Here is an 11,995-nt window from a genome sequence, read left to right as displayed (position 1 = left end):
GCGGCCGACCGCTGCGCAGTTGCTGGGACGGGGTGCGGTGCGGTGCGCCTGTGGGCAGTGAGGTCTTCCCGGTGCACCACGGGCAGGTTGTGTACGCCGACTGGCTGCGTGGCTTCGGCTTGCTGCTGATTGTCGACCATGGCGATGGCTACCTGACGCTCTATGGCCACAACCAGGCTCTGTTGAAAGAGGTCGGCGAATGGGTGGCCCCCGACGACGTCGTGGCCCTTTCCGGAACCCTTTCCCGCACCGATATCGTCGGAGAGGTCAACGAGACGGCGCCGGGGCGGCTATACTTCGCTATCCGCCACGATGGCGCGCCGGTGAATCCGGCAACCTGGCTTGCCGCCGGCTTGGCAGCAGGCCCCTAAGGCAGGCGTCTGGAGATGGATCCGCCACGACGCGCCGTCACGAGGTTTGCTGGCAGCGAGCCGTCGTCGGCTGGCGGGCATCCGAGAGCGCACCTGCACGGAACACCCGCCCGCTCTGTCCTTCTAACATTAACAGGCGCGATGACGCTCGCCCGGCTCCGCCACACGAGTACCGACCACCCGTTACCAGCCAGCGCCTGATGCGCCCCGATACCCCCATGTCCCAGATACCCCTTCGTGCGCAGACCGCGCTCACTGCCGCGCTGTTCTGCGCGACTGTCGTCATCGCTTTGCCGCGGCCGGGGGTAGCCCAGGAACCCGCTCGCTGGCTGGCCGAGAGACCCGCCGCAGAGCCCTATCAACCGCCAGCGCCCGTCTCGCCGCCGTTGGAGCTGCCGTCCGAGCCCGAGCCTGCGGCCGACCCGGCAGGCGAGAACACCGGTGCGGAGTCTGCGCAGCCCCCAGGGCCGGCAGTGACCGAAGACGTGGGCCCCGCGGGCGAGGCGCGCGGGCGGGCGGGAGACGGGGGCGAGACGCGGGGAACGGGGTGAGACGGGGAGGGTGCCACGGCGGCGCGGGCCGAGGAGGCGGAAAAGACGCGGCCGCTGGAGGATCTGCGCACCTTCGCGGAGGTGTTTGGGCGCATCAAGAGTGATTATGTCGAAGACGTTGATGACCGCGAGCTCCTTGCGAGCGCCATCCGCGGCATGCTCGGCGGTCTCGATCCACACTCATCCTATCTCGACCCGGATGAGTATCGTGACCTGCGCGTTGGGACAACCGGCGAGTTCGGCGGTTTGGGCATCGAGGTGGGTATCGAAGACGGCTTCGTGAAGGTCATTGCACCCATCGACGACACGCCTGCCCAGCGTGCTGGTATGCAGGCGGGCGATCTCATCGTGCGCATCGACGGCAAGCCGGTCAAGGGGCTCAGCCTGAGCGAGGCAGTTGCGCTCATGCGCGGCAAGCCTGGCTCAAAGATCGAGCTCACCGTGGTCCGGGAGGGCGAGAGCAGTCCCATCCAGGTCGATATCGTCCGCGATATCATCAAGGTTGCCAGCGTGAAGAGCCGCACCCTGGAGCCGGGCTATGGCTATCTGCGGGTATCCAACTTCCAGGCCCGGACCACCGAGGACCTGCTGGAGGCCGTCGCCGAGCTCAAGGCCGACAATGCCGACGGACTGAAGGGCGTGGTGCTGGATCTGCGCAACAACCCGGGTGGCGTGCTCAACGCCGCCGTCGGCGTCAGCGATGCCTTCCTCGACGAGGGACTCATCGTCTACACCATGGGGCGCGACGAGGATGCCAAGCTCGAGTTCAAGGCGGGACCGGACGACGTCCTCGACGGCGCGCCGCTGGCGGTCCTCGTCAACGGCGGCAGTGCTTCGGCTTCGGAGATCGTCGCCGGCGCCCTGCAGGACCAGGGCCGTGCCGTGATCATGGGCGAGAAGACATTCGGCAAAGGCTCGGTGCAGACTATCGTGCCCATTGACGACCGCACCGCGCTCAAGCTCACCACGGCGCGCTATTACACGCCCTCCGGGCGCTCTATCCAGGCCCTCGGTATCGAGCCTGACATCGGCTTGGTGCGGGGAAAGATCGCCGTCGAGGAAGAGCCGGATGTCGCTCCGCTGAAGGAAGCGGACCTGATGCGCCATCTCGACGATCCGGAGAACGGCGAGGCCGATGCCGCGGATGAAAACGAGGACACGGCCCTGATTGCGGAGGATTACCAGCTCGCCGAGGCGCTGAATGTGCTGAAGGGGCTGAACCTATTTCGTGGTGCCGCGGCGAAGTCCGACTGAGCGTCGTCTCTCAGCGTCCCTCTTGATACGCGCCCTGCGACCCAGCCACGACCGCCGTCGGCGGGGGAGGCGAGACATCATGACCAGAGTACTGGTGCCATTGGCCCAGGGCTGCGAAGAGCTGGAAGCAGTGACCGTGATCGATCTGCTGCGCCGCGCCGGCATCGAGGTGGTGACCGCGGGTCTGGACGCAGGACCCGTCACCGCGAGCCGCGGCACTGTGCTTCTGCCTGATACGACGCTAGAGGCCGTTGCCGGCGATGCCTTCGACATGGTGGTGCTCCCGGGCGGTCTGCCAGGGGCCACTAACCTGGACGCGGATGCGCGTCTGCACGAACTGCTGGCGCGCCAGGCGGAAGCGGACAGGTGGTGTGCCGCCATCTGCGCGGCACCCCTGGTGCTCGCGCATGCGGGGCTCCTTGAAGGCCGCACCGCAACAAGCTTCCCTGGCGCGCTCGATCCGGCCAAGCACCCGGGCGTCCGCCTGAGCGAGGCAGCGGTGGTGACCGACGGTCGCGTGGTGACCTCCCGTGGTCCCGGCACGGCGATGGACTTCGCCCTGCACCTGATCGAGCTGTTGGCCGGCCAGGCCGAGCGCGAAGCGGTGGAGTCCAAGCTGATGCGCCCGCACTGAGGCGCAGAGTCGCTGATGGGCTCGGGCGGGACCGCCCTGTCGTTCGCCGCCGCGCCGGGCGCCGACCTACCGGTGGCCCTGGCTGCAGCGCCGGTGCTGTCCTTCGGGGTCGCCTTCGCCGTTGTCCGGCTGCTGCGGCAGGGGCGGATATCGTTCCTGCGCATTCTGGATCATCCCAATGCCCGGTCTCTGCATCAGGCGCCGGTGCCGCGCACAGGCGGCGTCGGATTGCTGCTGGCGGTGATCGCGGGCTTGGGCCTCGCCCTGCCGTGGTTGCTCACTCCGCAGGTGCTCTGGCCCGTACTCGCAACCGGGCTGCTGGCCGCCGTGTCATTGTTGGACGACCGCGGCCACGTGGCGGCGCGTTACAGGCTCGCCGCACAGCTGGCTGCGGGCGGGCTGGTGCTCGCGGGCGGCCTCAGCTGGCATGAAGTGGGCCTTCCCGGCGACCCCATACGGCTGCCCGGCTGGTTGGCGCCAGGCCTGTCCCTGTTATTCATCGTCTGGATGATCAACCTCTACAACTTCATGGATGGCATGGACGGTCTCGCCGGCGGCATGGCCGTTTTCGGGTTCGGCACGCTGTCCGCGTTGGGCCTGTTGGGGGGCGCGCCGGGGTTCGCGCTGGTGGCCGCCGTGATCGCCGCCGCCGCCGGTGGCTTCCTGCTGCACAATCTGCCGCGCGCCGGGATCTTCTTAGGGGACGTTGGTTCTGCCCTACTCGGTCTCTGGGCGGCCATGCTTCTGCTCTGGGGTGCTGAGCGCGACCTGTTCCCCCTCTGGGCCGGCTTGCTGGTGTTCTCCCCCTTCCTGGTGGATGCCACCTGGACGCTGCTCCGGCGGGCGGCGCGGGGGACCGCCGTGTGGCGAGCCCACCGCGAGCATCACTATCAGCGCCTGGTCCTCGCGGGCTGGTCACCGCGGCGGACGCTGGCTTGGGCCTATGTGCTGATGGCCGCCGCCGCCGCCAGTGCCATCGCCGGGCTGGACCTGACGACGGCGGAGCAGTGGGTGCTGCTGGTGGGGTGGGGCGGCGTCTATGCGCTGGTGCACCTGCGCGTGGACCTTGTGGCACGCCAGCGTACCACCGGCGCCGGCGAGTCTTGATGTGGATGTTTAGGATGCCGCTGCCATGACGCCCTGGATGGACCGTCTGCGCTCGCGCACGGCCGCCTTTGCGCACGATCTGGTGATGGTGCCGGTGGCCTGGCTGCTCGCCTATTGGACACGCTTCAATCTGGAGCGCATCCCCGCGGACTATCTGGCGACGGCGCTGCAGGTGCTGCCCGTGGTGATGGCCCTGTGCGGCGTCCTCTATTGGGGCTTCGGGCTGTACCGCGGGGTTTGGCGCTTTGCGTCGCTGCCGGACCTGTTGCGTATCCTGAAGGCCGTCGCCGCGACGACGCTGGCGACGGTGGTGGTGCTTTTCGTTATCAACCGCAGCGAGAATCTGCCGCGGTCCGTGCCGCCGCTGTTCTTCCTGTTTCAGCTGGCGCTGCTGGCGGGGCCGCGGCTCTTGTATCGTTGGCTCAAGGATCACCGCCTCTCCCTCGGCAGCGGCGAGCGGGTGCTGATCGTGGGCGCCGGGCGCGCCGGAGAGATGCTGGTGCGTGACATGCGCCGCGCGGGCGCCCGGCAGTACGAGCCCGTTGCCTTCGTAGACGACAAGCTCCGCCGGCACGGGGCCGACATTCATGGCGTGCCCATCCGCGGTGGCACCGAGCTCATCCCGCGCCTGGCTCAGGACCTCTCTATCGACCTGATTCTGCTTGCCATCCCGAGCGCAAGCGCGGCGGAGATGCAGCGGTTGGTCGGTCTCTGCGAGGCCACAGGCCTGCCGTTTCGGACCATGCCGCAGCTCCAGAACCTGATGGACGGTCATGTCAGTGTCAACCAGCTGCGCGCCGTATCCATCGAGGACCTGTTGGGCCGCAATCCCGTGACGCTGGACTGGGACGGGCTGCGGGCCGGCCTTGCGGACCGCGTCGTGCTGGTGACCGGCGCAGGCGGCTCCATCGGTTCCGAGCTCTGCCGGCAGGTGGTCGCCGCCGCGCCACGGCGCCTGCTGATGCTGGACAACTGTGAGTACAACCTCTACCGCCTGGAACAGGAGTTCGTCGAGCGGCATCCGACGCTGAGCCTCGGGCGCTGGCTGTTGGATGTGGGCGACCGCGTCGGGGTGGAGGCGTTGTTCGCGCGGGAGCGCCCGCAGATCGTCTTTCACGCGGCAGCATACAAGCATGTCCCGCTGCTGGAGGACCAATTGCGCGCGGCGGTGCGCAATAATGTCCTCGGCACGGGCGTCGTTGCTGACAGCGCGCGGCGCCACCGCTGCGAGCGTTTCGTGCTCATCTCCACGGATAAGGCCGTGAACCCGGCCAATGTCATGGGCGCCACCAAGCGCGCGGCAGAAGTGCTCTGTCAGGGCCTCGCCGTCGGCTCCGGCACGCGCTTCATGACCGTGCGCTTCGGGAATGTGCTGGGCTCCGCCGGCAGTGTCGTGCCGCTCTTCCAGCGCCAGATCGAGCGTGGCGGCCCGGTGACCGTGACGGATCCGGAGGTCGAGCGCTACTTCATGACCATCCCCGAGGCCTGCCAGCTCATTATGCAGGCTGCGGTGATCGGCGTAGGTGGCGAGATCTTCGTGCTGGACATGGGCAAGCCGGTGAAGATCCAGGACATGGCCCAACACATGATCCGCCTCGCCGGGCGAGAGCCCGGCCGCGACATCGAGATCCGTTATATCGGAATGCGCCCGGGGGAGAAGCGCTTCGAGGAGCTCTTTTACCACGTGGAAACCCTGGCCGAGACCCAGCATTCCAAGATTCGTATCGCCCGGCGGGAATCCGCCGACGCCGAGGCCGTCGCCGCCTGGCGCGCCGAACTGGAGCGCTGTGTCGAGCGCTGCGATACGCAGGCACTGGCGGCACGATTGCGCGAGGTGGTGCCGCAGTGGCAGGCTGAGCTGGAAACCGCCCCCTCCCTTGCATCGGAGCCGATCCATGTCTGACGCCGTTCATCGCCGACAGGGCCGCGCCGACCCCTCGCTGTCCGCAAACCTAGATCGCCTGATGGAGGCGGGTCTGGATGACGAGACGGATGCGCAGGAGCGCCCACCGGTCGAGCCCAGCATCGACCTCAACCTCGACTTCGAGGCGGAGCTCTTGGACGACGCGCGTCGCGCGCAGCCAGCTGCATCCCCGCCGGCACCGACGGTGACGCCGGCGGTGACCGACGCACGCCCGGCGCGCCCCTCGTCGGCGGCCGTGCCCCGCTCCGCACCTGCCCACGGCGAGGTGGCCAACGCCGTGGAGCCCGCGGATGCCACCGCGCCGCAGCCCGATGCTGAGACGCGTGCGCCGCCAACGCAGTCGGCGGGCAAGGCAGATGCTCAGGCGGAGGCACAGGCGGGCGCCGAGGCGGTCACATCGCGGCGGTTGGCCGTAATCGACACTACCCCGCTGGAGACACCGACCAACGAGGCGAGGATAGGCGTCGACGACGCGGCGGCTGAGCTCGACACCGCTACCGACACCGAGCCGGTCGCCGGCGGCGCCGCGGCGACTGAATCACGGAGTGCCCCGGCGGGCCTGGCTGGGCACACGCCGGAGGCCGCGGTCATTGCGCATCTGCGCGCACAGGGCAAGCTTTCCGACGGTGACCTCGCGCGCGCCCGCAAGCTCGCCGAAGACGGCGGCGACCCCCTGCGGAGCATGCTCGTGCGCCTGGGACTTGTGTCGGACCGGGACATGGCGGCCGCCTATGCGCGGGTGCTGGATCTTGAGCGCATCGACGCGGAAGACTACCCCGATGCCCCGGTGGCGGAGCCGGAGCTCAGCCTGCGCTTCCTCAAGGACGTGCGCATGGTGCCGCTGCGGGAGGATGGCGACGTGCTGGAGCTCGCCGTCGCGGACCCTGTGGACAGCTCGGCGGTGCAGGCGGTTGAGATGGCCGCCGGCCGGCGGGCGCGGCTGCGTGTGGGCCTGCCCACGGAGATCGATGCGGCCCTGGAGCGGCTCTACGAGACGCCGGAGCCCGGCGAGCCGGACACCGAGCTGGATGCGGACCTGGGCAACTTCTCCGAAGAAGACATCGAGCACCTGCGTGATCTCGCGAGCGAGGCGCCGGTGATCCGGCTGGTGAACCAGATCATGCAGCGGGCGGTGGAGTCCCGCGCGTCCGACGTTCACATCGAGCCCTTCGCCGATGAGCTCAAGGTCCGCTATCGCATCGACGGCATCCTGAAAGAGACCGAATCGCCGCCGGTGCGTTCCACCGCAGCCGTGATCTCCCGCATCAAGATCATGGCCAAGCTCAATATCGCCGAGCGCCGCCTGCCCCAGGACGGGCGCATTCCGCTGCGCGTGCAGGGCAAGGAGCTGGACCTGCGTGTGTCCACGGTGCCCACCATGTTCGGCGAAAGCGTGGTTATGCGCCTGCTGGACAAGGAGTCCGTGCGCTTCGACTTCGATGCACTCGGCTTCGACGGCCCGCCGCGGGAGCGGGTGTTGCAGATCCTGGACCAGCCCTACGGCATCTTCCTGGTTACGGGCCCTACCGGCAGCGGTAAGAGCACCACCCTCTATACGGCCCTGTCCCGGCTCAACACCGAGGCGCGCAAGATCATCACCGTCGAAGACCCGGTGGAATACCAGGTGCCCGGCATCAATCAGATCCCGGTGAAGGCCAGCATCGGCATGACCTTCGCGCATGCCCTGCGCGCCATCGTCCGCCAGGACCCGGATGTCATCATGGTGGGCGAGATGCGAGACCTGGAGACCGCCCGCATCGCCGTGCAGTCCGCCCTCACCGGCCACGTGGTGCTGTCCACGCTGCACACCAACGATGCCGCGAGCGGGGTCACGCGCCTCTTGGACATGGGCGTCGAGGACTACCTGCTGACCAGCACCATCAACGGTATCCTGGCGCAGCGGCTGGTGCGACGGCTCTGCCCCGACTGCCGCGAGCCCTTCCGCCCGCGCCCGGAGATGGCGGCGCGCTTTCTGAATCTGCCCGGCGTAGACGACTCGGACCTGACCCTTTACCACCCTCGCGGCTGCGACGCCTGCCAGGGCAGCGGCTACCGGGGCCGGCTGGTCATCGCCGAGGTGCTGATGATGACGGACCGCATCCGCCAGGCCGTGCTCAAGCACGCCACCGCCACCGAGATCCAGCGCATCGCTATCGAGCAGGACATGCTCACCATGTACCAGGATGGCCTGCGCAAGGCCGCCGCCGGGCATACCACCGTGGAAGAGGTACTGCGCGTAGCGTCCGTGGCGGACGACTGACGACATGCCGCGCTATTTCTACAAAGCAGTCAAGCTCGACGGCGAAGAGGTCGAGGGCGAGCAAGATGCGCTTGACGAGGGCGCACTGGTCGCCAAGCTCCAGGCCGACGGCTTGATTCCGCTGCAGACCCGCTCCGCTGGCGGGCTTACGGCGACCCTGGCGCGGCGCCGGCGGAAACGCCTGTCCGCCAAGGACGTGGAGATCGTCACCCGGCAGCTCGCGACACTGTTACAGGCGGGCCTGCCACTGGACCGCTCGCTCACAGTGCTCGCTGGGCTCACCACCGAGGAGCACGTGGTGCGGGTGCTGGCGGACCTGCAGGATCAGGTGCGCGGCGGCGCCACCTTGTCCGCCGCGCTGGAGGCTCAGGACGGGCAGTTCCCCCGACTCTACGTCAATATGGTGCGCGCCGGTGAGGCCAGCGGCGCCGTGGACGAGGTGCTCGGCCGGCTCGCTGACTACCTGGAGCGCAGCGCCGAGCTGCGCGGCACGGTCACCTCGGCCTTGGTCTACCCCTCCATCCTGCTGTTCGTCGCGGGGTTGTCGGTGATCCTGCTGTTGGTGTTCGTGGTACCGCAGTTCACGGTGCTGTTCGAGGACATGGGTGCTGCGCTGCCGCTGCCGACGCGTATCGTCGTCGGCGCCGGCGAGATCGTGCGCGGTTACTGGTGGGCGCTGTTGGTCGTGGTGGCGCTGGTCGCAGTAATCCTCGAGCGCTGGCTGCAGAATCCGAACAACCGGCGACGCTTCGACTACTGGGTTATGGCCCTGCCGCTGTTCGGCGACCTTATCTGGAAAATGGAGACCGCCCGCTTCTGCCACACATTGTCGACCCTGCTCAAGAACGGCCTACCGCTGCTCTCCGGTCTGAACCTGGCAAAAGAGGTGGTCGACAACCGGAAGATCGGCGACGGACTGGACGAGGTCGCCGATGGGCTCAAGCACGGCCGCGGCCTCGCCGAACCGCTCGCGACGCGCCAGGTGCTGCCGGAGCTGGCCTTGCAGATGATCCGGGTCGGCGAGGAATCCGGCACCCTGGACGCCATGCTCGCCAAGGTGGCAGACATCTTTGACCGCGAGACCCGCGCGAGCGTTCAGAGGCTGCTGACGCTGTTGGAGCCAGTGCTCATCATCGGCCTCGGCATCGTCATCGCCGGCATCATCGTCTCCATCCTGATGGCCATTCTGGGAGCGAATGAGCTGGTGCTATAGACGATGCGCCTGGTACCGGAGCGGGCATCCATGCGCGCATTACGGACCTCTCCCGGGTGTATCATTGTCTGTTGTCTTGCGATCCCTTCCGCCCCACCCGGGCGCGGCCGGCTCGCTTGAGAAGTCACCGCATCGAGGAGATCCAACGTGTTGATCTGTCAAACCCGCAAACGCCGCCGCACCGCTGGCTTCACGCTGGTGGAGCTTCTGGTGGTGCTGGCTATTCTGGGCCTGCTCGCGGGCCTCGTCGGCCCGCAGGTCATGAAATTCCTCGGCAGCTCCAAGACCAAGACCGCGGCGCTGCAGATCGAGGACCTTGCCGCTACGCTTGACCTTTACCGGCTGGAGATCGGCAACTACCCAGACAGTCTCGAAGCCCTGGTGTCCGACCCGGGTAATGCCCCGAACTGGAACGGCCCCTATCTGCGCAAGGGCGAGGTTCCGAAGGACCCCTGGGGCAACGACTACCAATACCGCGCCCCTGGTCAGCATGGCCCCGTGGACATCTGGTCCCTCGGTGCCGATGGCCAAGAAGGCGGCGACGGTGAAGACGCCGATGTCGCCAGCTGGTCGAAGAGCGCCTGAGTCACCGGCGCGACGACTCAGCGCGTTTCTATGGCTTGCACATCGCAGCGCCACAGCCCAGGGATTGCCCGCGGTTTCACGCTGGTGGAGCTGCTGGTGGTGCTCGCCATCGGCAGCCTGCTGCTGGCGGTGACGCCGCCGCTGGTCACCGCCGTCATGCCCGGCGTGGAGCTCAAGGCCGCTGCACGGCGCACCGCGGGCGCGCTCCGGCTCGCCCGGGAGATGGCCGTTGCGCGGGGCCGAGACGCGGCCTGGGTGCTGGACGTGGAACAGCATCGCTACGGGATCGAAGGCGATGCCCGTAGCGGCAACTTGCCGGACGGGCTGAGCCTGGAGCTGGTTGCCGCCGAGGAAGAGATGCGCAGCGAGGCAGTCGGCGCCATTCGCTTTTATCCGGACGGCAGTTCCACCGGTGGGCGAGTGATCCTGAAGCGTGGCGAGATGGGCTACCAGGTGGGCGTCAATTGGCTGACGGGGCGCATTTTGATTGCGCAGTGGGAGGAATAGCGCAGTGTGTAGTGCGCAGTGCGATGTGCGGACCGGCAAGGGCCGCTTGCGAGGCGCCGGCACCGTGCGTGGGCGTTGGCGCAAGCCGCACTACGCACCGCGCACAGCACACGCATCCGGCTTCTCCCTCCTCGAAGTCCTAGTGGCCTTCGCGATCCTCGCCCTGACCCTCGGAGTGCTGCTGCAAATCTTCCAGCGCGCCATGACAACGACGGCCACAAGCGCCGAGTACAGCCGCATCGTGGCACTTGCAGAGTCCAAGCTCGCAGCCGTCGGGGGCGACATCCCGCTGGAAGAGGGCGTACATACTGGCGAGCCGGAGCAAGGTATGGACTGGATCGTCAGCATTCAGCCTTTCCAGCCTGAGGGCTGGCTGGGCGAAGATCCGGCGCCGACGCTGCAGCCCTTTTTGGTGACGGCTGTGGCTTCGCTGCCCACCATCAGCGGCGCCCGGCAAGTGACGCTGCGCTCCGTGCAGCTCGCCGAGCCCTACGCACCGGGGCTTTGAGGCTCGCCCGGTCAGTGGGCGCGGTAATGAACACCGTCCGTGTGCTGGGGCGATCGGCTGAGGAGATACCGATTGATCGGCCATCCCGTCCAAGACTTGGGCGGAGCGGGAAGACGTGGTCTCCCGCCTCCTTCATTTTCAGCGACTTGAGCGTCGCTAGAAATAGCGGGGCGTCCTCCCCCGCGCGGGAGGCGCCGATAGATCGGCGGTTTCCTGAGAGTGCGGGCTTCACCCTCGTGGAGCTCCTCATCGCCCTCGTGCTAATCGCGGTAATCACGGTTCTGATGTTCTCCGGTCTGCGCCTGGGCTCCCGCGCCTGGGAAGGCGTCGAGGCCGTCTCCGAACAGGTGAACGATCTGCGCGTGGCACGCAACTTCGTCACGCAGACACTGCGGCAGGTGCGCCCGGCGAGCGTCGTCGTCGACGCTGAACAGCGTCCCGTCTTCGCCGGCGATGCAGAGGGCGTGGAGCTCGCGGCACCCTTGTCCGAGCACGCCGGCATCCCTGGCCTCTACATTCTGCGTCTGGTGCTGGAACCGGCCGGTGAGTACCAGCGCTTGGTCCTGGTGCGCTGGCTGCTGCACCCCGAAGTGCTCGCGGGTGGCGACGACTACCCGCCCTGGGAACCACTGCTGGAGAGCGGCACCGCCCCCGCCGATGCCGGGCCGCTGGATCGGGACATCGCAGTCGGTGCCTACGGCCGCACAGTGCTCCTGCCTCAGGTCGAGACCTTCGCGCTGGCCTACTTCGGCGTTGCCGAAGGCGAGACCGAGCCCGCGTGGCTGGAGGAATGGGTCGACCAGCCGCGCCTGCCGCAGAAGATGCGCATCTCCCTCGGCACCCCAGAGCGGTCTTGGCCGGACGCCGTGGTTGCATTGCCGGGCGGAGATGCTGCGGGCGCTGGCCAATTCACCAGTGAGCCGATGTCCGTGGAAGGTTCGGGCACCCAAAGCAGCGCCCCGACTCGGCCGGCGGCGCCGGCCTCGGCGGAATAGCATGCCGACGGGCGGGCGGGGTCCCCCGGCTGCACAGTTGCCCCTGCGGGCCGGTGTGGAGGGCCTGTCCCTTGACCCAACTTGCA

Annotated in this window: 11 protein-coding genes and 1 pseudogene; all 12 read left to right on the top strand. The window is 68.0% G+C overall.

All coding sequences use genetic code 11. From position 1 onward, the window contains the following. On the top strand, nucleotides 1–371 hold a 371-nt coding region (locus I6U14_RS06395), incomplete at its 5' end, for a peptidoglycan DD-metalloendopeptidase family protein (protein WP_296897808.1). Nucleotides 372–589: 218 nt separating this feature from the next. Beyond that, complete coding sequence (locus I6U14_RS06390) at nucleotides 590–922, top strand: hypothetical protein (RefSeq protein ID WP_296897807.1); 333 nt, start codon at nucleotides 590–592, stop codon at nucleotides 920–922. 51 nt (nucleotides 923–973) lie between these two features. Then, nucleotides 974–2,176: pseudogene (locus I6U14_RS06385) on the top strand (S41 family peptidase); the annotation flags it as partial. A 79-nt stretch (nucleotides 2,177–2,255) separates the two neighbouring features. After that, complete coding sequence (locus I6U14_RS06380) at nucleotides 2,256–2,810, top strand: DJ-1 family glyoxalase III (RefSeq protein WP_296897806.1); 555 nt, start codon at nucleotides 2,256–2,258, stop codon at nucleotides 2,808–2,810. A gap of 15 nt (nucleotides 2,811–2,825) precedes the next feature. Further along, nucleotides 2,826–3,917 carry a glycosyltransferase family 4 protein gene (locus tag I6U14_RS06375; protein WP_296897804.1) on the top strand — a complete coding sequence of 364 codons (1,092 nt, stop codon included), beginning with the start codon at nucleotides 2,826–2,828 and terminating at the stop codon, nucleotides 3,915–3,917. 25 nt (nucleotides 3,918–3,942) lie between these two features. After that, nucleotides 3,943–5,820: a nucleoside-diphosphate sugar epimerase/dehydratase gene (locus I6U14_RS06370; protein ID WP_296897802.1), complete on the top strand. Its 1,878-nt coding sequence runs from the start codon at nucleotides 3,943–3,945 to the stop codon at nucleotides 5,818–5,820. Nucleotides 5,821–6,400: 580 nt separating this feature from the next. After that, the gene (gspE, locus tag I6U14_RS06365) at nucleotides 6,401–8,101 is read left to right on the top strand and encodes a type II secretion system ATPase GspE (RefSeq protein WP_296897811.1); all 1,701 of its coding nucleotides are present in this window, start codon (nucleotides 6,401–6,403) and stop codon (nucleotides 8,099–8,101) included. A gap of 4 nt (nucleotides 8,102–8,105) precedes the next feature. Continuing rightward, on the top strand, nucleotides 8,106–9,314 hold the full coding sequence (locus tag I6U14_RS06360) for a type II secretion system F family protein (protein WP_296897800.1): 1,209 nt from the start codon (nucleotides 8,106–8,108) through the stop codon (nucleotides 9,312–9,314). 150 nt (nucleotides 9,315–9,464) lie between these two features. Further along, nucleotides 9,465–9,899 (top strand): type II secretion system major pseudopilin GspG, encoded by a 435-nt coding sequence (gene gspG / locus I6U14_RS06355; RefSeq protein ID WP_296897809.1) that lies wholly within the window; start codon nucleotides 9,465–9,467, stop codon nucleotides 9,897–9,899. A gap of 30 nt (nucleotides 9,900–9,929) precedes the next feature. After that, nucleotides 9,930–10,406, top strand: a complete 477-nt coding sequence (locus I6U14_RS06350; RefSeq protein ID WP_296897798.1) for a GspH/FimT family pseudopilin — start codon at nucleotides 9,930–9,932, stop codon at nucleotides 10,404–10,406. 25 nt (nucleotides 10,407–10,431) lie between these two features. Then, the gene (locus I6U14_RS06345) at nucleotides 10,432–10,914 is read left to right on the top strand and encodes a prepilin-type N-terminal cleavage/methylation domain-containing protein (protein ID WP_296897797.1); all 483 of its coding nucleotides are present in this window, start codon (nucleotides 10,432–10,434) and stop codon (nucleotides 10,912–10,914) included. A 197-nt stretch (nucleotides 10,915–11,111) separates the two neighbouring features. Further along, nucleotides 11,112–11,909: a type II secretion system protein J gene (locus I6U14_RS06340; protein ID WP_367115632.1), complete on the top strand. Its 798-nt coding sequence runs from the start codon at nucleotides 11,112–11,114 to the stop codon at nucleotides 11,907–11,909. Nucleotides 11,910–11,995 lie beyond the last annotated feature (86 nt).

It is taken from the genome of Thiohalocapsa sp. (assembly GCF_019695415.1).
Taxonomy (GTDB): domain Bacteria; phylum Pseudomonadota; class Gammaproteobacteria; order Chromatiales; family Chromatiaceae; genus Thiohalocapsa.
The sequence above is the reverse complement of the archived record's forward strand: the minus strand, read 5'-3'. Positions and strand labels throughout refer to the sequence as shown.